General features: G+C 58.2%; 19 protein-coding genes and 1 tRNA gene. 12 read left to right on the forward strand and 8 right to left on the reverse strand.

Annotated features, from left to right (window positions below; translation table 11 throughout):
- Window positions 1-170 precede the first annotated feature (170 nt).
- From ACJ8J5_RS08195 to ACJ8J5_RS08205, 3 genes are all read right to left on the reverse strand, one after another.
- On the reverse strand, window positions 171-1,493 hold the full coding sequence (locus ACJ8J5_RS08195; RefSeq protein ID WP_414104966.1) for a type II toxin-antitoxin system HipA family toxin: 1,323 nt from the start codon (window positions 1,491-1,493) through the stop codon (window positions 171-173).
- Window positions 1,494-1,497: 4 nt separating this feature from the next.
- Window positions 1,498-1,794, reverse strand: a complete 297-nt coding sequence (locus ACJ8J5_RS08200) for a helix-turn-helix transcriptional regulator (RefSeq protein ID WP_071883864.1) — start codon at window positions 1,792-1,794, stop codon at window positions 1,498-1,500.
- Between the two features lie 482 nt (window positions 1,795-2,276).
- Window positions 2,277-2,361 (reverse strand) — tRNA-Leu (locus ACJ8J5_RS08205).
- 279 nt (window positions 2,362-2,640) lie between these two features.
- On the opposite strand from ACJ8J5_RS08205, the gene deoC reads away from it, so the two are divergent.
- The 5 genes from deoC to ACJ8J5_RS08230 all read left to right on the forward strand — a co-directional run bounded on the left by deoC (window position 2,641) and on the right by ACJ8J5_RS08230 (window position 8,578).
- Window positions 2,641-3,354 carry a deoxyribose-phosphate aldolase gene (gene deoC / locus ACJ8J5_RS08210; protein ID WP_414104965.1) on the forward strand — a complete coding sequence of 238 codons (714 nt, stop codon included), beginning with the start codon at window positions 2,641-2,643 and terminating at the stop codon, window positions 3,352-3,354.
- A gap of 65 nt (window positions 3,355-3,419) precedes the next feature.
- Complete coding sequence (locus tag ACJ8J5_RS08215; RefSeq protein ID WP_043136284.1) at window positions 3,420-4,946, forward strand: xylulokinase; 1,527 nt, start codon at window positions 3,420-3,422, stop codon at window positions 4,944-4,946.
- Window positions 4,946-6,277 (forward strand): L-fucose:H+ symporter permease, encoded by a 1,332-nt coding sequence (fucP, locus tag ACJ8J5_RS08220; RefSeq protein WP_043136287.1) that lies wholly within the window; start codon window positions 4,946-4,948, stop codon window positions 6,275-6,277. The genes ACJ8J5_RS08215 and fucP overlap by 1 nt, the downstream gene beginning before the upstream one ends.
- Window position 6,278: 1 nt before the next feature.
- Entirely contained in the window at window positions 6,279-6,671 is a 393-nt protein-coding gene (locus ACJ8J5_RS08225) for a VOC family protein (protein ID WP_281041718.1), read from the forward strand.
- Between the two features lie 1,214 nt (window positions 6,672-7,885).
- Window positions 7,886-8,578, forward strand: a complete 693-nt coding sequence (locus ACJ8J5_RS08230; protein ID WP_080287126.1) for an acyl-homoserine-lactone synthase — start codon at window positions 7,886-7,888, stop codon at window positions 8,576-8,578.
- Here ACJ8J5_RS08230 and ACJ8J5_RS08235 read toward each other — a convergent pair whose 3' ends face one another.
- A complete protein-coding gene (locus ACJ8J5_RS08235; RefSeq protein ID WP_033636878.1) occupies window positions 8,579-9,295 on the reverse strand; it encodes a helix-turn-helix transcriptional regulator in 717 nt (238 codons plus the stop codon).
- Window positions 9,296-9,495: 200 nt separating this feature from the next.
- On the opposite strand from ACJ8J5_RS08235, the gene ACJ8J5_RS08240 reads away from it, so the two are divergent.
- Complete coding sequence (locus ACJ8J5_RS08240) at window positions 9,496-10,254, forward strand: DeoR/GlpR family DNA-binding transcription regulator (RefSeq protein ID WP_033636877.1); 759 nt, start codon at window positions 9,496-9,498, stop codon at window positions 10,252-10,254.
- Between the two features lie 61 nt (window positions 10,255-10,315).
- On the opposite strand, the gene lptG is transcribed toward ACJ8J5_RS08240, so the two are convergent.
- Window positions 10,316-11,386 (reverse strand): LPS export ABC transporter permease LptG, encoded by a 1,071-nt coding sequence (gene lptG, locus ACJ8J5_RS08245; RefSeq protein ID WP_019453290.1) that lies wholly within the window; start codon window positions 11,384-11,386, stop codon window positions 10,316-10,318.
- A complete protein-coding gene (lptF, locus tag ACJ8J5_RS08250; RefSeq protein ID WP_043139168.1) occupies window positions 11,386-12,480 on the reverse strand; it encodes an LPS export ABC transporter permease LptF in 1,095 nt (364 codons plus the stop codon). Before lptF ends, lptG begins: the two co-directional genes overlap by 1 nt.
- Before the next feature lie 282 nt (window positions 12,481-12,762).
- On the opposite strand from lptF, the gene pepA reads away from it, so the two are divergent.
- The 5 genes from pepA to ACJ8J5_RS08275 all read left to right on the forward strand — a co-directional run bounded on the left by pepA (window position 12,763) and on the right by ACJ8J5_RS08275 (window position 20,235).
- Entirely contained in the window at window positions 12,763-14,274 is a 1,512-nt protein-coding gene (gene pepA / locus ACJ8J5_RS08255) for a leucyl aminopeptidase (RefSeq protein ID WP_004933352.1), read from the forward strand.
- Between the two features lie 84 nt (window positions 14,275-14,358).
- Window positions 14,359-14,808: a DNA polymerase III subunit chi gene (locus ACJ8J5_RS08260; RefSeq protein WP_025305119.1), complete on the forward strand. Its 450-nt coding sequence runs from the start codon at window positions 14,359-14,361 to the stop codon at window positions 14,806-14,808.
- Window positions 14,809-14,820: 12 nt separating this feature from the next.
- A complete protein-coding gene (locus ACJ8J5_RS08265; RefSeq protein WP_060434043.1) occupies window positions 14,821-17,697 on the forward strand; it encodes a valine--tRNA ligase in 2,877 nt (958 codons plus the stop codon).
- A gap of 199 nt (window positions 17,698-17,896) precedes the next feature.
- Window positions 17,897-18,400: a GNAT family N-acetyltransferase gene (locus tag ACJ8J5_RS08270; RefSeq protein ID WP_004933360.1), complete on the forward strand. Its 504-nt coding sequence runs from the start codon at window positions 17,897-17,899 to the stop codon at window positions 18,398-18,400.
- Between the two features lie 227 nt (window positions 18,401-18,627).
- Window positions 18,628-20,235: a GMC family oxidoreductase gene (locus ACJ8J5_RS08275; protein ID WP_060434041.1), complete on the forward strand. Its 1,608-nt coding sequence runs from the start codon at window positions 18,628-18,630 to the stop codon at window positions 20,233-20,235.
- A 15-nt stretch (window positions 20,236-20,250) separates the two neighbouring features.
- Here the strand turns inward: ACJ8J5_RS08275 and miaE are convergent, their stop codons facing one another.
- Entirely contained in the window at window positions 20,251-21,015 is a 765-nt protein-coding gene (gene miaE, locus ACJ8J5_RS08280; protein ID WP_414104962.1) for a tRNA isopentenyl-2-thiomethyl-A-37 hydroxylase MiaE, read from the reverse strand.
- Between the two features lie 55 nt (window positions 21,016-21,070).
- Complete coding sequence (gene rraB / locus ACJ8J5_RS08285) at window positions 21,071-21,496, reverse strand: ribonuclease E inhibitor RraB (RefSeq protein ID WP_025305115.1); 426 nt, start codon at window positions 21,494-21,496, stop codon at window positions 21,071-21,073.
- 162 nt (window positions 21,497-21,658) lie between these two features.
- Between rraB and argF the strand changes: the two genes are divergently transcribed.
- Window positions 21,659-22,678 (forward strand): ornithine carbamoyltransferase, encoded by a 1,020-nt coding sequence (gene argF / locus ACJ8J5_RS08290; protein WP_025305114.1) that lies wholly within the window; start codon window positions 21,659-21,661, stop codon window positions 22,676-22,678.
- Window positions 22,679-22,837 lie beyond the last annotated feature (159 nt).

Consider the following 22,837-nt stretch of genomic DNA (forward strand, 5'->3'; position numbering starts at 1 on the left):
GCTCGGCTTTAGGGTGATGAGTTACGGAATAACAATCAAAATCTTTCCCCAGGAAATACTTTAACCGAAAGCCAGGCACATTATTGATGCTTCCCACAATAATCAGAAACTAACAGATCAGCTTCAGTAACATGCTCTGCATGGCCCTGCCCGCACCGAGCACTATATCACTATCGCCCTGCCAACCGCGCGCACTGCTGCCTGATACCATCAAAAATGCATGCCGCTAATTCAGCTGGGAACGAATCAGGTAGCAGTCCAATGACACGTTCAATCACTCCCGGAGTTGCTGCCAGCAGCTCTTCAATAATGGATTCAACTTCCTGTTGGCCTAACCCGGTTATTTCACCGTGTTTTATCCAGTGGCGGCGTCGGATCTGGTTAAGCAGGTAATGGTTACTGCTCCCGCGAACGGCCATCGCCAGTTTGCACTTCTGCCAGGCTATCTGGTTATTGCCCGGGCCAATCAGCGGCCAGGCCGATAGCACATCGTACAGTGGCGTCAGGTGGTAACGATTTTGCGGTAAATGCGCAATACTGAAATTCTTTGCGTGGCCATCTGTCGCAGCCAGCAGCCAAAAAATAATCTGCGCTTTAAAGAAGCGCCTGCGATCTGTTTCAGCCTGTTCCGAGCGACTCAGAATTTCCATAATATCGGTAATGCCGGGGCCACCATCTGATTGATACTTCCTCAGCGGCGAAACGCCCAGAGCCTGGCACATATCCTCTTGCGGCAGGCGGATCCACCACCGTTTGTCGCTTGATAGTTTTCTGTCAAAACGCTCAACGATCAGTGCCTTTTGATCTTCAAACTGCGCAATATGGGTACTTGCTACTGGCACACCATAGTGTTCAACAATCAGGGAGCAGAGCCATTCATTCTCGATGGACGTGCTCATATCGGCCCGCATGTTTCCGACCAGGCCTAGCGCTAATTTGAAAATATGCGTGGTCGGCGTATTTCCCTCAGGTAAACACCACTGGTTGTCATGCCACAGCAGCGCCGTTTTTTCCTGGGCGCCGGCGATGGATAGCCGCAGATCGTCATCCTGCCCCTGTCGCCCCGGTAACGTCGTGGTAGTATTGCGGAGCATTTCGGCGATTTGCGCCTCTGCCAGCGGGCGTTGCCTGATGGAAAATATATCCGTAGGTTGCTCACCGATATCGAGAAGCTGTATGGCACCAACACAGTCGCGGCCCAGTTCGGCCAATAAGTCGAAAGGGTCCAGACTTTCGGCATGATAGCGCATAGCCAAACGTCGGCGGATCCCCTCGCTATCTGGCAGCAGGTTATCGAAATAATCGCGCACCACGCTACCGCGATAAGGCTGATTCCCCGGCGTGAAAGGCAAAGAAAGCGACAAAGGCCTCCCCTGACTATCTGCAATCCACTCAGGCAGATACTCCAGCCGATCTTCACCTCTACGCTTTTCCCAATATCCCACCGGAATACCGTTCATCCAGATAGCTAACCGTTGTTGCGAACGACGCATCTCGTCACCACTGTTCCCGTCTTGCAGGCGAGTCTATATGAGTTGTAGAGGTTTCTTCCGTTTCACATCCCGGGGAGGCAAGCTCTGAGGAAAACACCATTTCAATCCCCAGCACATTGAACACTCTAAAAAGTCGCTCCAGACTGGCTGATGCAGGGTTTGACTCCAGGCGCGCATAGGTCTGTTGGGTGACGCCCAGCCTCTCCGAGACGTCTTTTTGCGTCAGACCTTTTGCTTTACGAAACCCCACCAGCAAGGGGCGTAACTGGCTCAGTGTTTTTAACGGATAGACGGTATTCATAGATAGCGGCTCGCTGGCTTATCGCTGTGTACAGATTATAGGCTGTTTTACCCACGTTACACCTTACAGGCTGTAAATGCAAAATACAGCTCATAGGGTGTTTTATTATCAATACAGCTTATAAGCTGTTAATCTGAAGAGTAAGCTAGCTGCGAAACGGAGTGGTGACGTTCAATAGCCTCTGGCAAAATTTACTCCGGGGCATTAACAATCTTCTCTGATACCCATCAGTGCAGGTCGCGTTAACGCCCGCGTGATCCCTTCCTCTATTCGGGAACGCCTTGATCCAATAGATCCCAACAAAACGAAATTTTAATTATTAATATCAAATAGATAGATATTAGTAAAACATCAGGAAGATCCGGTTTTTACTGAAATGGAAATACGTCAATACAGTGTAAAGTGGGTAGGTAATTGCGGTAGGCAGATTCCAGGCACAAAAAAACCACCTTTCGGTGGCTTCTTGTTCACGCGGTACTTAATGGTGCCGAAGGCCGGACTCGAACCGGCACGTATCTCTACGGTTGATTTTGAATCAACTGCGTCTACCGATTTCGCCACTTCGGCACTGAAGTAGTATGCGGAAAACGGGTGCATTATACCTTCCCGCGATCGGTGCGCAAGAGTTATCAGGCATTCAATGAGTTAAATGTCGAAAAAAGCGTCACAATCCCCATTTACCCTCTTATTGCGGCGTTTACCGCATCTTCCTCCCGCACTTTCACGCCCCTCACCACAAAACCGCAGATCCGATCACAATTTCACCAAATGCTGATTTTAAAGCCATATGAAAGAGAATAAGGTGAATAAATAAAATCAAATGAAAATAAAAGAAGGATAAACGCAATGAATGAAACAACCAGACGCATGGCCAGGTTGATCGATCTGAGCGCGGTGCAGGCCACCAATACCGAGGAAGACGTGCGCCACTGCGCCGCGCTGGCCAGCCGCTATCGCATCATCTCGGTGCACGTGCTGCCGTGCTGGACGCGTTTCCTCAGTACCCTGCTGCCGGAGCACGGCCAGGCGGACGTGATGATTGGCGGGCCGGTCGGCTTTCCCGGCGGTGGGCAGACCACCGATCTCAAGGTGCAGGAGGTGCGCCAGCTGATCGCCGAGGGCGCGCGCGAGGTCGATATGGTGGTGAACATCGGTAAGGTGCTGTCGGGGGATTACGGCTACGTGCGTGAAGATCTGCGCCGAATAGTCGAGGCCGCCGCACCGGTGCCAGCCAAAGTCATTCTGGAGACGCACTATCTGAACGAGCAGCAGATCCGTCGGGTGTGCGATATCGCCGTCGAAGTCGGCATGGTCTGGGTGAAAACCTCCACCGGCTGGGCACCGACCGGCGCCACGGTAGAGAAAGTGGCGATCATCGCCGATCAGTTGCGTGGCCGCATCCAGATCAAAGGGGCCGGCGGCATTCGCGATTTGGACACGGTGCGCGCGTTGTATCGGCTGGGCGTACGCCGCTTTGGCATGAGCGCGGCGGCCACCCAGCGCGTGCTGGAGCAGCTCGAACAGGAGCCAGGCCTGTTCCCAGAGCTGAACGATAACTAATCTTGCGCGATCCCAGCGCACGCTTCTGCGGGTGGCCCGCACCATCCGCCACGGGAGTGATAACAATGAAAGATTTACTTCTTACCCTTGATATCGGCACCGGCAGCACCCGCGCCGGGCTGGTCACCAACACCGGGGAAATCCTTGGCTTCGCCCAGCGTGAGTACGAACAGATCACGCAGCAGGCCGGTTGGTCGGAACAACCGCCTTCACTGTGGTGGCAGAGTGTCTGCCAGTGTACGCAGGAGCTGTACGCGCGCTACGCCGAATACTGGCCGCGTATCGCCGCCGTCGGCGCCTGCGGGCAGATGCACGGCACGGTCTTGCTCGATGCCGACGGCGAGCTGGTCGTCGATCGCGCCATGCTGTGGAACGACAAACGCGCGCAGCCGCAGGTGGCGCGCTTTAGCCACCAACAGCCGCCGCAGCCCTGGCTCGAACTGTTGAACAATCCCCCCACCGCCGCCTGGCCGGCGTTCAAGCTGGCCTGGCTGCGTGAGCATCACCCATCGCAGTGGGAGCGCATCGCCACGGTGTTGATGCCTAAGGATTACGTCAATTTCCGGCTCTGCGGCGTACGCGCCACCGACTACAGTGAAGCCTCCTGCTATTACCTGATGGACAGCGCCACGCTGCAGTGGTCGCCAGAGGCGCTACGGCAGTTCGGGCTGCGCGCCGATCAGCTGCCCGCCATCCACCTCTCCAGCGAGGTGATTGGCCACATTACGCCCGCAGCGGCAAGCGTTACCGGTCTGCCGCCGGGCGTGCCGGTAGTAGCGGGCACGGCGGATATGGCCGCTACCCTGCTCGGTTCCGGCGTCTATCAGGCTGGCATCGCCTCCGACAGCACCGGCACCTCCACGCTGCTCACCGTGGTCTCGGAACACCCGCTGCTCTCTGCCAGCGTCAACAACCTGCACCTGGCCAACTCGGCCTGGGGCGGCTTTACCCTGCTCGATGCTGGTGGCGACGCCATGCGCTGGGCGCGTTCGGCGCTAAGCGCCGGCCAACTCAGCCACCAGCAGATGCTCGATATGGCGGCCGAGGTGCCGCCGGGTGCCGAGGGGCTGCTGTTCCTGCCCTACCTAACCGGCGAGCGGCTGGCGGAACACACCAACTCGCGCGCGCAGTTCTTCGGCCTGCAGCGCAAGCATGGGCAGCCGCATCTCTACCGCGCGGTGCTGGAAGGCGTAGCGCTGGCCTCCCTGCGTAATCTGCAGCAGCTCAGGCGCCACGCACAGGAGCCGGAGGCAATGATCGCCTCCGGCGGCGGCGCGCGCAGCCCGCTGTGGCTGCAGATCAAAGCCTCGGTCTATAACCTGCCGCTGCTGCAGACGCGCAATCAGGAGAACGGCACCACCGGCTGCGCGATCGTCGCCGGGGTCGGCGTCGGGTTATTCAGCAGTTTCGCCCAAGGGGTGAGCCGCACTGTCAGCATCGAGCGCGAATTTACTCCCGATCCACGCCAGCACGAGCACTACCTGCGCTGCTTCGAGCTGTTCGAACAGCTCTACCGCCAGGCGCAGCCCCTCTACGAGCAGCTTGACGTTATTAGCTCGTTCTCTTTTTCTCCGGATGAAGGAACACCGTAATGAGCGACTCTCTGATTAATAAGGGCGACGTGGCGCAACACGCCGCGGCCGAAAGCATCGACCGCAGCGCCTATCTGCCCGCCACGCCCTGGCTGCAGCTGATGCTGGTCTGCTGCCTGTTCGCCCTGTGGGGCATGGCCGGCAACCTGAACGATATTCTGATCGCCCAGTTCAAAAAAGGCTTCGATCTGTCGGATACCCAAACCGCACTGGTGCAGTCGATCTTCTTCCTCGGCTACTTCGTGATGGCGCTGCCCGCCGCAGCGGTAATCAAACGCTACTCGTACAAGGTGGCGATCGTGATCGGCCTGTGCCTGTACGCGCTCGGCTGCTTCCTGTTTATCCCTGCAGCGCAGATCATGACCTACGGCGCTTTCCTGGCCTGCCTGGGGGTGATCGCCACCGGGCTGTCGTTCCTGGAAACCTCCGCCAATACCTACTCCAGCCTGCTGGGGCCGCTGGAAACCTCCACCCAGCGCATCAACTTTTCGCAGATCTTCAACTCGCTGGGGATCATTTTTGGCGTATTGATCGGCCAGCAGCTGGTGTTCGGCAAAAACGATCCCAGCCACGCCGAGCTGCTGCAGATGCCACCGGCGGCGGCCGAAGCGGCACGCACCCAGATGGTGTCGCAGGTGGTCACACCTTATCTGATCATCGGCAGCGTGCTGATCGTGCTGGCGCTGATCTTCGTGGCGGTGAAATTCCCCGCCTGCAAAACCCAGCGCTCGCACCAGGGAGCGGGCAAGCCGCTGATGCAATCGCTGAAGATCCTGCTGGCGCTGCCGCGCTTCCGGTTAGGAGTGCTGTCGCAGTTCCTGTATGTCGGCGCGCAGGTAGGGCTGTGGAGTTTCACCATTCGTTTTGTGCAGATGATTGAACAGGGGGCAACCGAGCATTCAGCCACCTACTGGCTGCTGGCCACGCTGGTCTGTTACTCGGCCGGCAAGGTGGTCACCACCGCGCTGATGAAAAAGTTCAGCCCGGCGCGGCTGCTCGGCGTGTTTTGTTCGGTATGCGTGCTGCTGTTGCTGCTGGCCGTCAACATCCAAAGCCTGCTGGCGGTGGTGGCGATCATGGGCGTCAACTTTTGCATGGCGCTGTGCTGGCCAACCAACTTTGGCCTGACGATCAAAGGGCTGGGCGAAGAAACTCAGGTGGCCGGTTCGATCGTAGTGATGTCGATCATCGGCGGTGCGGTGGTGCCGTTAATCATGGGCATCATCTCCGATCTCAACGGCGGCGATATGCAGATCGCCTTCGCGGTGCCGCTGGTCTGCTTCGCCTACGTCGCCTTCTATGGCTTCTACTGCGCGCGCAAGGGGATTTGATATGGCACACCGAATTAACGGGCTGATGCACGTCGGTTTGCGCTGCGCCGATATCGAACGAGCCGCCGGCTTCTATCGTTCACTCGGTTTCGAACCCCGGCAAACGCTGGCGCTCAGCGGCCCCGTCGCCGTACAGTTTTTGCAGTTGGGTGAGTTAACGCTGGAGTTATACCAGCTACCCGCCGAAGGGCTGACTCGCCCCGCCAGCACCTATGGTATCGACCACATCGCTTTGCGGGTCACCGATCTGGCGGCCACGCAACGCTGGCTGGCGGATCTGGGCTATCCGGTGATTGAAGGGCCGACGCTGCAGCCCAGCGGCGCCAACGGCGTGCGCTATCTGATGATCGCCGGGCCGGACGGTGAGCGGGTGGAGTTCAGCCAACCGTTGTAATGTTTCTTCCCACATAGCACAAGGCCCGATGGCTGTTATAAGCCATCAGGCCTCATTCGCTTTTTTGTCAGCTCACGCGTCTTTATAACCTTGGCTCGCCGCTTGTCGGGTTATGCTTGTTACTCCCCCGATCTATGTAAACGATGCCAAATAATCCCGAACCGGGATAACAATGCTGAAAATAATTGCATCACAATAATTCAGCCAATAAAAAATATGTTTGCACAACATTTCGACAACACTATTTTTTCATCTACGGCAGTCATAACTGGAATAAGTCAATGGGAACAGGGTTGTCAGGGGAGAGATGTTATTTCTTGATATGGGATTTTATCTAGAACCAACAGAAAATAGCGTGCATACGTAACAAAACAGCAACCCAAAGCTAAAAACCAGCAGAGAACACTTGCCTCTGCTGAGTTGATAGCTTTAAGATGGTGTAAGAAAATTTTCCCTGGTGTTGGCCGATCTTGGCAGCCTGACCCTACGAGGTCAGGTTTTTTTTATGTTTTTTTCATCAAAAATTGACTAGAAAAGTGTATCGCCTTAAGGAGTTAGAAGCTAGTTAGACTAAAGTATAGTACCCCACTAGACCTTCATCAGTTCAGTTGGGTTATTATTTCACATAGCGGAAATCGGGTGCTAGCACTATTTTTCGCTCTGTATCTCAGCCGCCACGGCGTTCTATCAAGACCACCACACATTGCTCATTTCACCCAGCAGCCCAACATACCCGCAGAACCATCACGAAATAGCACCGTTCCTGTCATTACAATAATGTGATCTCTATCAGATATTTTTTAAGAGCGGACTTGGTCACGCAGGAGTACAGGTCCGAGGACATACTGTAAAAATCACACTGGCCGCCATTTTCACGCTTATTCCTCTGCGGGACGACGAAGTCATGCCTTATAGGCAAATCTTCAGTAGGAAAATATCACCAATTCACTATTAAAATAATTAAGACACCATTCATTATAAAATCACCAGTTAATATTTCGCCATGGCAGACAAGGCCGGGCAGCCCATGATAGCAATTCTGGAATCCTCTCCTGTCTTTAATCGGCCAGGCCGTTCAATTTCGCCGGCCTGCTGTGTTAGCTGTGCCATTGCCCTGAAACTGCCTCGCGGCACGGCATAATAAGGTTAGCGCCGATCGCTTAAAAAGCCTTATCATTCTCACGCACCGGCATGCTCGTAGTGAAACTTCGCTGATGTTACTGGATAAAGTTATTTCTCTTAATTTATTCAAAGGTAACATTATGTTTAATATTTACAGCACCAACTACGCATCAATGAGCACCGAAAAATCAGCAGATCTTTATGTTTTAAGGAAAAATGTCTTTAAAGACAGGCTGCAATGGGCCGTGAACTGTTCAGACGGCAAGGAGCTGGATGAGTTTGATAATGATAAGACAAACTATATATTTGGCGTAAAGGACAACATGATAGTTTGTGGTACCAGGATGATTGATATGAAACACAAGAATATGCTCAACAGCGCATTTTCCTCTTTCTTTCATGACATCGTCATTCCAGAAGGGAATTTCATCGAATCCACACGCTTTTTCGTTGATAAAGAAAGAACCCAGTCACTGCTGGGTCGCCGGTTCCCTGTGACTCTGGCGCTGTTCTTGTCGCTGATCAACTATGCGCGGCAACACGGCTATGACGGCATACTGGCCGTCTCCAGCCATCCGATGTTGCATATCATCAAAAGCTCCGGCTGGAACGTCACGCTGCTGAAGACAGGCATATCGGAAAAGAACGAGCCCGTTCATTTGCTGTTGGGCCACGTTGATCGTCAGAGCCAGGAGGCATTAAAAAACAAAATATTCAAAAAGTTGAATACGCAAGACGAGCACATGCTAAACGCCTGGCCGTTGAGCGACGAACCTGCATTCTAATCACCCCACCGGTTTAATCAGCTGAAGTTCCATCCCTAAACGGATAGCATGCCGGGCATTCGCCACCCCCAGCTTTTTGACAATGTTCCCCATATGAAACTTGATGGTGCAGGTTTTGATCCCTAGGATCATACCCATTTCCTGGTAGGTTTTCCCTACGCTGGCCCAATAGAGGATCTCGTTTTCTCTCTCGGTAAAACGGGCGTTTTTTTCCTGGCGCGCGGTGTTTTTTTCGGACAGTGAAGTCAGCGTCAAATACATCTCATGGGTCGATGCCAGCAGCAACGAAATATCGCCTTTATGCTGATTCAGCATCTGCATGGTTTCCGCCTTGCGCTCGGCAGCGAGGGTAAAGGAAAGGGTCACCAGATTATTATTAAAATCATGCAACACGAAGGTATAGCCGTCGGCTACGCCGAATTCGCGTGCTTGCTCGAACAACTCAGAAAAGCGGAAGCCGGCACCGGCCATCAGATTTTCATCCCAGGCAAAAGGCGTCAGGCGATTGAGCGCCGTAATGACTACCGGATCGGTATATTGTAGCCCTTGCTCTTTATATTGCTTTACCCATTCACCGGGATAATTGGTGACGCCAAAGATACATGACATATCTTTCTTGGATAACACCACGTAGGCCCAGATAAGCTCGCCGAAATCGCCTAATGCCGCTTCCAGATGCTTGCTGATAATGTGACTGATATTCTCTTCATATTCCATTAACTGCCTGCCCCGCTACCCAATACGCTGCTGGGTAGACTATACCAAAAAGGATCGACGCGCCGTAACCTTCACATCTCGCACGGATAATGCCCGGTGGAATATTGCCAGCGGCAGCCGGCAAGCGCTTTGCCTGCCGCCGATACGCGGGGTATATTAGCCGCACGTCCATTGTGCCTGTCAGGAGTGAATGAGTGAGCATGTTCGCAGAAGAGCGCCAGGAAAAACTCCTCGCCATTCTCAAGGAGAAGCGCAAGCTCTCCGTGGGGGAAATGAGCTCGCGCTTTAACGTCTCCGGCGCCACCATCCGCACCGATCTGCGCATTCTTGAAGACGCCGGTATGCTGACACGCACCCACGGCGGCGCCATTCTGCGCACCCGTGCCAGCTTCGAGGTCGGCTCCGATCAGCGTGAAGAGGTGAACCTCAGCGCCAAGGAGCAAATCGGTCAATTGGCCGCCGGCCTGGTGGAAGACGGCGACATCATCGTATTGGATACTGGCACCACCACCCTGCAGATCGCCCGCCATCTGCGCCAGCGCCGCAACCTGACCGTGGTCACCAACGATTTCATGATCGCCAAGAGTCTGGAAGACGTCGAATCGATCCAGATCATCCTGCTGGGCGGCATCGTCAAAAAGGGTTATCACTGCGCGGTCGCCATCAACGGCCGTTCGCTGCTGGATACGCTGAACATCGACAAGGCGTTTATGGGCGCCAACGCATTGTCGCTGAAACAGGGCGCCTGTGTGGCCGACATCATGCTGGCCGAAACCAAGCGCGCGATGGTGGAGCATGCCAATCAAGTGATCGTAGTGTGCGATCACTCCAAGCTGAGCAACACCTCGCTGGCGCAGTTCGCCTCCCCTGCACAGATCGATACCCTGGTGCTGGATCGCCTGCCGGAAGACGCGCAGGCCTATCAGGATGCCGGCATCGCGCTGCTGAGCGTTAGCTAATCCTCCCAACAAAAAAGGCGCGGCCCCACGGCCACGCCTTTCTTCACTACCGATCGCCCCGCTACTTGCGTTTGAGCAGCATATACACGCTGATCAGCAGGAACAGCATGCTCGGCAGCAGCGCGCCCAGCACCGGCGGCATGCTGTATACCATGCTCAGCGGGCCGAAGATCTGATCCAGCACGTAGAACAGGAAGCCGAAGCTGATGCCGGTCACCACGCGGATACCCATCGGCACGCTGCGCAGCGGGCCGAAGATGAACGACAGCGCCATCAGCATCATCACCGCCACCGACAGCGGCGAGAAGATTTTGCTCCACATGTTGAGCTGGTAACGGTTGGATTCCTGGCCGCTCTGCTTCAGGTACTTCACGTAGTTGTGCAGCCCGCTGATGGAGAGCGAATCCGGATCCAGCGCCACCACGCCCAGCTTGTCCGGGGTTAGGTTAGTTTTCCATTCGCCGGTCAGCGTCTGGGTGCCGGTCACCTGTTTCGGGTTGGTCAGATCCGAGGTGTCCACCTGCGAAAGCTGCCACAGGCCGTTCTCGAAGCTGGCGGTAGCGGCATAGCGCACCGTTTCCAGGCGACGCTGATCGTTGAAGTGGTAGATGTTCACACCGGAGAGTTCTTTATCGCCGGAGACGCGCTCGATGTAGATGAAGTCATTGCCGTCCTTCGCCCACAGCCCGCTCTTGGTGGAGAGCAGCGAGCCGCCGTACATCTGCTGGGCGCGGTAGTTGCGCGCCATCTGCTCGCCCTGCGGCGCTACCCACTCGCCGATCGCCATGGTCAGCAGCACCAGCGGAATGGCGGTTTTCATCACCGAGCCGGCGATCTGCAGGCGGGTAAAGCCGGAAGCCTGCATCACCACCAGTTCGCTGCGCGTCGCCAGTTGGCCCAGGCCGAGCAGCGCGCCAAGCAGCGCCGCCATCGGGAAGAAGATCTCGATGTCTTTCGGCACGCTCAGCAGGGTGTACATGCCGGCGCTCAGCGCGGTGTACTCGCCCTGGCCGACCTTGCGCAGCTGATCGACGAACTTGATGATGCCGGACAGCGACACCAGCATGAACAGCGTCATGATGATGGTGTTGAAAATCGTTTTACCGATATACCGGTCTAATACGCCAAACATCAGGCCGCTCCTCTCAGGCGTGCGCGCAGCTTACGCATCGGCACGGTATCCCACAGGTTCAGCGCCAGCGCGATCGCGAAGTAAACGCCGTTAACCAGCCACAGCCACAGCATCGGATCCAGCTTGCCCTTGCCGGCGTTGGAGCGCAGCGAGGTCTGCAGCAGGAAGAAGATCAGATACAGCAGGATGGCCGGTAGCATGCTCAGCACGCGGCCCTGGCGCGGGTTCACCACGCTGAGCGGCACCACCAGCAGCGCCATCAGCGCCACCGAGACCACCAGCGTCAGGCGCCAGTGCAGCTCGGCGCGCGCGTCCGGATCGTCGGACTCCCACAGCGTCTGCATCGACATCTGTTCGGATTCGGTGTTATCCGCCGCCACGGTGCGGTGGCCAATCACCGCCTTGTAATCGGTGAAGTCGGTAATGCGGAAGTCGCGCAGCAGCGCGGTGCCTTCAAAGCGGGTACCCTTGTCGAGCGTCACCACCTGCGAGCCGTCTTTCTGCTGCACGATGTTGCCGTGCTCGGCCACCACCACCGAAGGGCGTTGGTTGCCGTTTGGTCGCAGCTGCGCCAGGAACACGTCGTTGAAGGTGCTGCCCTTCACGTTGCCGATAAACAGCACTGCGTTGCCGTCCTGCGAGGGTTTGAACTGCCCTTCCGCCAGCCCGGCGATGCTCGGGTTGGCCTTGGCTTCGTTCACCACCACGTCCTGATAGCGCGAGGCCCAGGGGCCGGCCCAAAACACGTTCACCGCCGCGATCGCAGAGGTGAGCAGCGCCAGGATCATGGCAGCGATAATCAGGGTACGTTTGCCCAGCCCGCAGGCATGCATGACGGTGATTTCGCTCTCGGTATACAACCGCCCAAGCGTCATCAGCAAGCCGAGAAACAGGCTCAAAGGCAGGATGAGCTGCGCCATTTTCGGCACGCCCAGAGCGAGCAGAGAGAGTACTAAGTTTGTCGGGATATTGCCGTCCACCGCGTCGCCCAACACCCTGACCAAATTCTGACAAAAGAAGATCAGAAGCAGGATGAACAGGATGGCGATTTGGCTCTTGAGCGTTTCCCGTACCAGATATCTTATGATGATCACGCTTATTACGCCTGTGAAAACTTGTCTTTTTGCAGGAAAATCGATAATTTCATCGTTAATCCGCCATTTATTCTCATCATATGGCAACCTTCACAGCTAAAATAGTATTACAACATCAAGCCGTTTGGGTGTCCTATAGGAACTTGCTTATAGTCGCCAAAACAGAGCAATTTATGCCGTTCAGGTTAACATAATCCGTTAACTCAAATGGCAGGAGATCGTTACGGAGTCGGTTATTCTAGCCGTAGCGTCCGCCTTTGTCTTTAAGATTCAGGAGAGTGCATGGAGTTCAGTGTAAAAAGCGGTAGCCCGGAAAAACAGCGCAGTGCCTGTATTGTAGTCGGCGTTTTCGAACCGCGCCGCCTGTCCCCTATCGCAGAACAACTCGACAAAATCAGTGATGGTTATATCAGCGCATTGCTGCGCCGTGGCGAACTGGAAGGCAAGGTCGGGCAGACGCTGCTACTGCACCATGTGCCCAACATTCTCTCCGAGCGCATCCTGCTGATCGGCTGCGGCAAAGAGCGCGAGCTCGATGAGCGCCAATACAAGCAGGTGATCCAGAAAACCATCAATACCCTCAACGACACCGGCTCGATGGAAGCGGTCTGCTTCCTGACCGAACTGCACGTGAAAGGCCGCAACACCTACTGGAAAGTGCGTCAGGCGGTGGAAACCGCCAAAGAGACGCTCTACACCTTCGATCAGCTGAAAAGCAACAAGGTGGAGCCGCGTCGTCCGCTGCGCAAAATGGTGTTCAACGTGCCGACCCGCCGTGAGCTCACCAGCGGCGAGCGCGCTATCCAGCACGGCCTGGCGGTGGCTTCCGGCATCAAGGCGGCCAAAGATCTCGGCAACATGCCGCCGAACATCTGTAACGCCGGCTACCTGGCCTCGCAGGCCCGTCAGTTGGCGGACGCCTTCAGCACCAATATCACCACCCGCGTCATCGGCGAACAGCAGATGAAAGAGCTGGGCATGAACGCCTATCTGGCGGTCGGCGCCGGTTCGCAGAACGAATCATTGATGTCGGTGATGGAATATAAGGGCAACCCAAATCCGGACGCTAAGCCGATCGTGCTGGTAGGCAAAGGGCTGACCTTCGACTCCGGCGGCATCTCGATCAAACCGGCCGACGGCATGGACGAGATGAAATACGACATGTGCGGCGCGGCGACCGTGTACGGCGTGATGCGCGTGGTGGCGGAGCTGAACCTGCCGCTGAACGTGATCGGCGTGCTGGCCGGCTGTGAAAACATGCCGGGCGGCCGGGCGTATCGTCCGGGCGACGTGCTGACCACCATGTCCGGCCAGACCGTCGAGGTGCTCAACACCGACGCCGAAGGCCGCCTGGTGCTGTGCGACACCCTGACCTACGTCGAGCGCTTCGAACCGGAGCTGGTGATCGACATCGCCACCCTGACCGGCGCCTGCGTGATCGCCTTGGGCCACCACATCACCGGCCTGATGTCGAACCACAACCCGCTGGCGCACGAGCTGCTGGGCGCTTCCGAGCAGGCCGGCGACCGCGCCTGGCGCCTGCCGATGGCCGACGAGTACTACGAGCAGTTGGACTCCAACTTCGCCGACATGGCGAACATCGGTGGCCGCCCTGGTGGCGCCATCACCGCCGCCTGCTTCCTGTCGCGCTTCACCCGCAAGTACACCTGGGCACACCTGGATATCGCCGGCACCGCCTGGCGCTCCGGTAAAGCCAAGGGCGCGACCGGCCGCCCGGTGGCGCTGCTGTCGCAGTTCCTATTGAACCGTGCAGGCCTGAACGGCGACGATTAAATCTGAGCGGTAATTCAGGTATAATCCCAAGGGGCACAGCATGCTGTGCCCCTACATTTTTTTATCGGCAGCGGTGGATCCTTAATGAAACAGGCGACGTTTTATTTGCTCGACAACGCGGAACCGTCTGGTGCGCTCAGCGCCCATGAGGCCGTGGCCTGCGCCGTTGCCGCCAGCGGCTTCCGTTCCGGCAAACGGGTGCTGATCGCCTGCGAGAGCCAGGAGCAGGCCCAGCGGCTGGACGAAGCGCTGTGGCAGCGCGAGCCGCATGAATTTGTGCCGCACAACCTGGCCGGCGAAGGGCCGCACTACGGCGCGCCGGTGGAACTGTGCTGGCCCGGCAAGCGCGGCAATGCCCCGCGCGATCTGCTGATCGCCCTGCTGCCGCAGTTTGCCGATTTTGCTACCGCTTTCCATGAAGTGGTAGACTTCGTTCCTTACGAAGACACTCTGAAACAGTTGGCGCGCGACCGTTACAAGGCCTATCGCAGCGTCGGCTTCCATTTGACCACGGCTACGCCGCCAACTCACTGAATACGATAAAGAATGGAAAAGACAAACAGTCAGCTCGACACCGCATACGACCCAAAACAGATCGAACAGAAGCTGTACGATCACTGGGAGAATCAGGGTTACTTCAAGCCGAACGGCGACACCAGCCAGGAAAGCTTCTGCATCATGATCCCGCCGCCGAACGTCACCGGCAGCCTGCACATGGGCCACGCGTTCCAGCAGACCATCATGGACACCATGATTCGCTATCAGCGCATGCAGGGTAAAAACACCCTGTGGCAGGCGGGCACCGACCACGCCGGCATCGCCACCCAGATGGTGGTGGAGCGCAAGATCGCCGCGGAAGAAGGCAAAACCCGCCACGACTACGGCCGTGACGCGTTCATCGACAAAATCTGGCAGTGGAAGGCGGAATCCGGCGGCACCATCACCCGCCAGATGCGCCGTCTGGGCAACTCCGTGGACTGGGAGCGCGAGCGCTTCACCATGGACGAAGGCCTGTCGAACGCGGTGCGCGAAGTGTTTGTCCGTCTGCACAAAGAAGACCTGATCTACCGCGGCAAGCGCCTGGTGAACTGGGATCCGAAGCTGCGTACCGCCATCTCCGATCTGGAAGTGGAAAACCGCGAGTCCAAAGGTTCCATGTGGCACCTGCGCTACCCGCTGGCCGACGGCGCGAAAACCGCCGAGGGCAAAGACTATCTGGTGGTCGCCACCACCCGTCCGGAAACCGTGCTGGGCGATACCGGCGTGGCCGTCAACCCGGAAGATCCGCGCTATAAAGATCTGATCGGCAAAGAGATCATTCTGCCGCTGGTCGGCCGCCGCATCCGCATCGTCGGCGACGAACACGCCGATATGGAAAAAGGCACCGGCTGCGTGAAGATCACCCCGGCGCACGATTTCAACGACTACGAAGTCGGCAAACGCCACGGCCTGCCGATGATCAACATTCTGACCTTCGACGGCGACATCCGTCAGGAAGCGGAAGTGTTCAACACCCTGGGCGAAGTCTGCACCGACTACTGCAACGAGATCCCGGCCGAGTTCCGCGGCCTGGAACGCTTCGCGGCGCGTAAAGCGGTGGTCGCCGCCTTCGATCAGTTGGGCCTGCTGGACGAGATCAAACCGCACGACCTGACGGTGCCTTACGGCGACCGCGGCGGCGTGGTGATCGAGCCGATGCTGACCGACCAATGGTACGTGCGCACCGCGCCGCTGGCCAAAGTGGCGGTGGAAGCGGTCGAACAGGGCGACATCCAGTTCGTGCCGAAGCAGTACGAAAACATGTACTTCAGCTGGATGCGCGACATTCAGGACTGGTGCATCTCGCGCCAGCTGTGGTGGGGCCACCGCATCCCGGCCTGGTATGACGTGAACGGCAAAGTCTACGTGGGCCGCAGCGAAGAAGAAGTGCGCAGCGAGAACAACCTGGGCGCCGACGTGGTGCTGACCCAGGACGAAGACGTGCTGGACACCTGGTTCTCGTCCGGCCTGTGGACCTTCTCCACCCTGGGCTGGCCGGAGCAGACCGAGGCGCTGAAAACCTTCCACCCGACCAGCGTGATGGTCAGCGGCTTCGACATCATCTTCTTCTGGATCGCGCGCATGATCATGCTGACCATGCACTTCATCAAGGATGAAAACGGCAAGCCGCAGGTGCCGTTCAAGACCGTCTACATGACCGGCCTTATCCGCGATGACGAAGGCCAGAAGATGTCCAAGTCGAAAGGCAACGTGATCGATCCGCTGGACATGGTCGACGGCATCTCGCTGGAAGATCTGCTGGAAAAACGCACCGGCAACATGATGCAGCCGCAGCTGGCGGAGAAGATCCGCAAGCGCACCGAGAAGCAGTTCCCGAACGGCATCGAGCCGCACGGCACCGACGCCCTGCGCTTCACCCTGGCGGCGCTGGCTTCGACCGGCCGCGACATCAACTGGGACATGAAGCGCCTGGAAGGCTACCGCAACTTCTGTAACAAGCTGTGGAACGCCAGCCGCTTCGTGCTGATGAACACCGAAGCGCACGACTGCGGCTTCAACGGCGGCGAGAAAGTGCTGTCGCTGGCGGATCGCTGGATCCTGGCCGAATTCAACCGCACGGTGAAAGCCTACCGCGAAGCGCTGGACACCTACCGCTTCGATCTGGCGGCCAACATCCTATACGAATTCACCTGGAACCAGTTCTGCGACTGGTATCTGGAGCTGACCAAGCCGGTGGTGAGCAACGGCAGCGAAGCGGAACAGCGCGGCACCCGCCACACGCTGATCACCGTGCTGGAAGCGCTGCTGCGCCTGGCGCACCCGATCATTCCGTTCATCACCGAAACCATCTGGCAGCGCGTGAAGCCGCTGACCGGCACGACCGCAGACACCATCATGCTGCAGCCGTTCCCGGCCTACGACGCCGCGCTGGAAGACGAGCAGGCGCTGAACGATCTGGAGTGGATCAAGCAAACCATCATCGCCGTGCGCAACATCCGCGCCGAGATGAACATCGCGCCAAGCAAAGCGCTCGACGTGCTGCTGCGCAACTGCAGCGCCGACGCCCAGCGCCGCGTGCAGGAGAACCAGAGCTTTATCGCCCGTCTGGCGCGCCTGGAATCCATCGCGCTGCTGCCGGCCGGTGAGAAAGGCCCGGTCTCCGTCACCAAACTGGTGGACGGCGCCGAGCTGCTGATCCCGATGGCCGGTTTCATCGACAAGGACGCCGAGATCGCGCGTCTGGCGAAAGAGATGGGCAAGCTGGATGCGGAAATCGCTTCGATCGAAGGCAAGCTGGCGAACGAAGGCTTCGTGGCGCGCGCGCCGGAAGCGGTAGTTGCCAAAGAGCGCGATCGTCTGGCGGCCTGCAAAGAAGGCAAAGTGAAGCTGCAGGAACAGCAGGCGACCATCGCCGCGCTGTAATCCACCGGCTCACGCCAACGCCTGAAAAACAGCGGGGTCTTCCCCGCTGTTTTTTTATCGCCGTTGCATCCGGGCCGGGTTAGATGTTATTACAAGATATTACTGCCGCAAGGACGCCGCCGGGAAATAACCCCGGCGCGTTTCGCGCTGCGATAAAAATGAAAAACGAACGTGGTCTCTTTCAATGGCGAGTGTAAACATGACAACAGCAACCCCGGCGCGCCTGCTGGTGCGCCCCATCACGGCGGAAGACAATCCCGCCATTGCTCACGTCATTCGCGAAGTCTCCGCCGAGCACGGCCTGACGGCGGATAAAGGCTATACCGTCTCCGATCCCAACCTGGATGCCCTGTATCAGCTCTACAGCCTGCCGCGCAGCGCTTACTGGGTGATCGAGGTGGACGGCCAGGTCGCCGGCGGCGGCGGCATCGCGCCGCTGCAGGGTGGCGCAGACGATATTTGCGAATTGCAGAAAATGTATTTCCTGCCGGTGTTGCGCGGCAAGGGATTGGCGAAACGCCTGGCGCTGCAGGCGCTGGATTTCGCCCGCCAGCACGGCTTCCGCTGTTGTTACCTCGAGACCACCGCCAGCCTGACGCAGGCCGTTGCGCTGTACGAACACCTGGGCTTCGAACACATCGATCACGCGATGGGCGCCACCGGCCACGTCGATTGCGAAGTCACCATGCTGAAAACGCTGTAATCGCCCCCCGCCTCTTCATCAGGGCGCAGCTTGCTGCGCCTTTTTTATTAATATCGCAATCAATCAGTAAAACTCGCTATAACGCCGTTTTTCAAGCAGATAAACTGACTTTAAAAACCACGATGTAAATTTAATGTGAAGTTCGTTAATAAATTAACGATCGTAAATTGACCGTTTTTCCCCCCGCGTTACTCTGCCAGTATCCCAATCGCGCACGGAGAGCTGTCATGTCGGAAAATACCTTTGATTACATCATCGTCGGCGCCGGATCCGCCGGCTGCGTGCTGGCGGCGCAGCTGATCCGCCGCACCCAGGCGCGGGTGCTACTGCTGGAAGCCGGCGGCGACGACAATAACCTGTTCATCAAGATGCCGGCCGGGGTGGCTAAGATCATCGCCAAAAAAAGCTGGCCCTACGAGACGGAACCGGAACCGCACGCCAATAACCGCCGTATGCAAATCGCGCAGGGCAAGGTGCTGGGCGGCAGCAGCTCGGTCAACGGCATGATCTACCTGCGCGGCCAGCCGCAGGACTACGACGACTGGGCCGAACGCTACGGCTGCACCGGCTGGAGCTACCGGGAGGTGCTGCCCTACTTTAAACGCGCCGAGGCCAACGAAAGCCTGTCCGACGACTACCACGGCGCCGACGGGCTGCTGCCGGTCAGCGAAAACCGCTACCGCCACCCGCTCAGCATGGCGTTTATCCGCGCCGGCCAGGAGCTGAACCTGCCCTATCGCAACGACTTCAACGGCGACAGCCAACACGGCGTCGGTTTCTACCAAACCACCACTCACAACGGCGAACGCGCCAGCACCGCCCGCACCTACCTGAAGACGGTGCGCGACGAACGGCGGCTGGTGGTGAAACTGAACGCCCTGGCGCACCGGCTGACCTTCGAGGGCAACGTCGCCACCGGCGTGGTCTACAGCCAGAACGGCGGCGCCGAAGTCACCGCGCGCGCCACCAAAGAGGTGATCGTCAGCGCTGGCGCGGTCGGTTCGCCGAAGCTGCTGATGCTGTCCGGCATCGGCCCGCGCGACCATCTGCAGCAGTTGGGCATCGAGGTGCGGGCGGATCTGCCGGTGGGCAAAAACTTCCACGACCATCTGCACATGTCGATCAACGTCAGCACCCGCGAGCCGATCAGCCTGTTCGGCGCCGATCGCGGCCTGCAGGCGCTGAGCCACGGCGCGCAGTGGCTGGCGTTTCGCAGCGGGGTGCTCTCGTCCAACGTGCTGGAAGGCGCCGCCTTCACCGACAGCCAGGGCGACGGCCGGCCGGACGTGCAGATCCACTTCCTGCCGCTGCTGGACAGCTGGGACGACGTGCCCGGCGAGCCGCTGCCGAACATTCACGGCTTCACGCTCAAGGTCGGTTACCTGCAGCCCAAGGCGCGCGGCGAAGTGCTGCTACGCAGCAGCAACCCGCGCGATCCGGTCAAGCTGCACGCCAACTACCTCGGCCACCCGGACGATCTGGCCGGCAGCGTGCGCGCGGTGAAGTTCGGCCTGGGCTTCCTGCAAACCGCGGCGCTGAAGCCTCTGATCAAAGATCTGCTGATGCCGCAGCCGGAGTGGACACGCGACGAGGCGCAGCTGGAAGAGTTCGTGCGCAACTTCTGCAAGACGGTGTATCACCCGGTGGGCAGCTGCCGCATGGGGCCGTCGCCGCAGGACGCAGTGACCGATCCACAGCTGAGGGTGCACGGTTTTGAACAGCTGCGGGTGATCGACTGCTCGGTGATGCCGCAGCTCACCAGCGGCAACACCAATGCGCCGACCATCATGCTGGCGGAAAAGGCGGTGGATCTGTTGCTGGGCGCGCCGCAGTAGGGGCGCCCCTCAACGTCATGCGGCGGCGGGCACGCCGCTGTGGAAGCGCAGCTCGCTGTCCGGCGACAGGATCAGCTCAGCTTCGAGGCGGCCGAAATGCGCCACCCGTTCGCTGATGTCGCCGCCGGCGATCTGCTCGGCCAGCGTCAGGTAGTCCTGATAGTGGCGCGCTTCGGATCGCAGCAGCGAGACGTAAAAGCGGTTCAGCTCGTCATCCAGGTGTGGCGCCAGTTTGGCGAAGCGTTCGCAGGATCGCGCTTCGATGTAGGCGCCACAGATCAGTTTGTCGATCAGCGTCGCCGGATCGTGAGTGCGGATCTCGCGGATCATCCCCTTGGCGTAGCGGCTGGCGGTGATCTTACGATATGGGATCCCGCGTACCTGCATGATCTCCAGCACCTGTGAGAAGTGGTGCAACTCTTCCTTGATCAACAGCACCATGCGATCCGCCAGATCCTGGCCGTAGGCCGAGCCGTTTTTCGGTAGGATCTTGCGGGTGAACTGGCCCTGGCGGAATAGCGTGTCGGGCGCGCCCTGCGCTTCGTGCAGAAACGCCTCGTAGGGCCGCAGCAGCGCCAACAGCGCGTCGCCGCTCTCTTTGTCCGCCACATAGCGGCGGATCAGCCACATGCCGGTCTGTGCGGCTTTCAGCTCGCACACCAGGTGGTCGGTCAGCAACAACTGCAGGTTTTCCGGACGGCGCGCGGCGTCGATCCAGGCGTCGGGAGTTTCACAGTGCAGGAAGCTTAAAATCGGGGCTAACAGGGATTGGTATGTCATGGCGTTTATCAGGGGCCGGCGAGAGGCCGGCCCACAGGCATTAATCGGAAAGGAATTAGTGGCGTTTGCCGTCGTCGTCTTCGTCGATGTAGTCGCCGTCTTCGTCATCCTCACCGTCTTCACCGTTCGGATCTTCGAAGTAGGTGCCCCAGCCGTCGTAGTTGACGCCGCAGCGTTCCGCCAGCGCCACCAACTGCTCGACCTGGGCGTCGATCAGCTCGGCGTTCAGGCCGACTTCGCTGATCACGTCGCAGCACATCACCATCGAACCGTCTTCCACTTCCAGCTCTTCGGCGTCGGTCACTTCGTAGCCCAGCTTGAAGGCTTCAACGGCGGCCTGCTCCAGAACCTCAAATTTCTCGGCGGACAGATGGTGCTCGATGGTGTAGAGCGCGTCCGGATCGCTGCCGTCTTCCAGCAGTTCTTCGATGATCAGGCGGGTCTCTTCACGTTGTTCTTCCAGCAATTCGCGGTTTGCCATGCCTATATCCTCAAGTCAAATGGCCTTCATTCCTTCTATTTTCACACACCGCCGACATTGCTTCCACGATAAACGTGAAAGATTTCCTCGCTGGGGTTGAAATTGAATATTCATACATATAAAGTGAATTTTAATTCAATTACACAATCAGGGAATCGGACTATGAGCACCGGCAATGCGTTCTATCAACGTCACTTTCTGAGGTTAATGGATTTCACCCCCGCCGAGCTGCAGGCGCTGCTGCGGCTTTCGGCCGATCTGAAGCAGGCCAAGAAGCAGGGGCAGGAATTGCGCCGGCTGCAGGGCAAAAACATTGCGCTCATCTTCGAAAAAGACTCGACCCGTACGCGATGCTCTTTCGAAGTTGCCGCATTCGATCAGGGCGCGCAGGTGACCTATCTCGGCCCAAGCGGCAGCCAGATCGGCCATAAAGAGTCGATGAAAGACACCGCCCGGGTGCTGGGCCGCCTGTACGACGGTATTCAATACCGCGGCTACGGCCAGGCGCTGGTGGAAACCCTGGCGGAACACGCCGGCGTGCCGGTGTGGAACGGCCTGACCGACGAGTTCCACCCCACTCAGCTGCTGGCGGATCTGCTCACCGTGCAGGAACACCTGCCGGGCAAGGCGCTGAGCGAGGTGAAGCTGGCGTACGTCGGCGACGCGCGCAACAACATGGGCAACACGCTGCTGGAAGCCGCCGCGCTGGCGGGCATGGATCTGCGGCTGGTGGCGCCGAAGGCCTGCTGGCCGCAGCCGGAGCTGGTGGCCGAATGCCAGGCGCTGGCGCAGCAAACCGGCGCGAAACTCACCCTGACCGAAGACATCGCCGAAGGGGTGCAAGACGCCGACTTCCTCTACACTGACGTCTGGGTGTCGATGGGCGAACCGAAAGAAACCTGGCAAGAGCGTATCGCGCTGCTGCGGCCGTATCAGGTCAACATGGCGATGCTGAAGCTGACCGGCAACCCGAACGTGAAGTTCCTGCACTGCCTGCCGGCTTTCCACGACGACCAAACCACGCTCGGCAAGCAGATGGCGCAGCAGTACGATCTGCACGGCGGCATGGAAGTGACCGACGAGGTGTTCGAATCGGCGCACAGCGTGGTGTTCGATCAGGCGGAAAATCGGCTGCACACCATCAAGGCGGTGCTGGTCGCCACGCTGAGCGAAACCCTCTGATTGTTCCCCCTCCGCCCTGGCACCCCCGGCCAGGGCGGCTAATATATTCCTGGAATATCAAATAGCGGATTAACCTTTGCCCGCCGCCGGCAAAGGTTCTACCGTGACAGGCCGACGGCGCCCGCGCCGTAAAAACCAACGATAACAAACCGTTCTCAG

The organism is Serratia sp. CY43202, from assembly GCF_052168755.1.
GTDB classification, from domain to species: domain Bacteria; phylum Pseudomonadota; class Gammaproteobacteria; order Enterobacterales; family Enterobacteriaceae; genus Serratia; species Serratia bockelmannii.

What these genes read in the sequence shown, in the direction of transcription:
- ACJ8J5_RS08195 (WP_414104966.1), bottom strand. Translation starts at nt 1,493, where the DNA reads ATGCGTCGTTCGCAACAACGGTTAGCTATCTGGATGAACGGTATTCCG.
- ACJ8J5_RS08200 (WP_071883864.1), bottom strand. Translation starts at nt 1,794, where the DNA reads ATGAATACCGTCTATCCGTTAAAAACACTGAGCCAGTTACGCCCCTTG.
- deoC (WP_414104965.1), top strand. Translation starts at nt 2,641, where the DNA reads ATGAATGAAACAACCAGACGCATGGCCAGGTTGATCGATCTGAGCGCG.
- ACJ8J5_RS08215 (WP_043136284.1), top strand. Translation starts at nt 3,420, where the DNA reads ATGAAAGATTTACTTCTTACCCTTGATATCGGCACCGGCAGCACCCGC.
- fucP (WP_043136287.1), top strand. Translation starts at nt 4,946, where the DNA reads ATGAGCGACTCTCTGATTAATAAGGGCGACGTGGCGCAACACGCCGCG.
- ACJ8J5_RS08225 (WP_281041718.1), top strand. Translation starts at nt 6,279, where the DNA reads ATGGCACACCGAATTAACGGGCTGATGCACGTCGGTTTGCGCTGCGCC.
- ACJ8J5_RS08230 (WP_080287126.1), top strand. Translation starts at nt 7,886, where the DNA reads ATGTTACTGGATAAAGTTATTTCTCTTAATTTATTCAAAGGTAACATT.
- ACJ8J5_RS08235 (WP_033636878.1), bottom strand. Translation starts at nt 9,295, where the DNA reads ATGGAATATGAAGAGAATATCAGTCACATTATCAGCAAGCATCTGGAA.
- ACJ8J5_RS08240 (WP_033636877.1), top strand. Translation starts at nt 9,496, where the DNA reads ATGTTCGCAGAAGAGCGCCAGGAAAAACTCCTCGCCATTCTCAAGGAG.
- lptG (WP_019453290.1), bottom strand. Translation starts at nt 11,386, where the DNA reads ATGTTTGGCGTATTAGACCGGTATATCGGTAAAACGATTTTCAACACC.
- pepA (WP_004933352.1), top strand. Translation starts at nt 12,763, where the DNA reads ATGGAGTTCAGTGTAAAAAGCGGTAGCCCGGAAAAACAGCGCAGTGCC.
- ACJ8J5_RS08260 (WP_025305119.1), top strand. Translation starts at nt 14,359, where the DNA reads ATGAAACAGGCGACGTTTTATTTGCTCGACAACGCGGAACCGTCTGGT.
- ACJ8J5_RS08265 (WP_060434043.1), top strand. Translation starts at nt 14,821, where the DNA reads ATGGAAAAGACAAACAGTCAGCTCGACACCGCATACGACCCAAAACAG.
- ACJ8J5_RS08270 (WP_004933360.1), top strand. Translation starts at nt 17,897, where the DNA reads ATGACAACAGCAACCCCGGCGCGCCTGCTGGTGCGCCCCATCACGGCG.
- ACJ8J5_RS08275 (WP_060434041.1), top strand. Translation starts at nt 18,628, where the DNA reads ATGTCGGAAAATACCTTTGATTACATCATCGTCGGCGCCGGATCCGCC.
- miaE (WP_414104962.1), bottom strand. Translation starts at nt 21,015, where the DNA reads ATGACATACCAATCCCTGTTAGCCCCGATTTTAAGCTTCCTGCACTGT.
- rraB (WP_025305115.1), bottom strand. Translation starts at nt 21,496, where the DNA reads ATGGCAAACCGCGAATTGCTGGAAGAACAACGTGAAGAGACCCGCCTG.
- argF (WP_025305114.1), top strand. Translation starts at nt 21,659, where the DNA reads ATGAGCACCGGCAATGCGTTCTATCAACGTCACTTTCTGAGGTTAATG.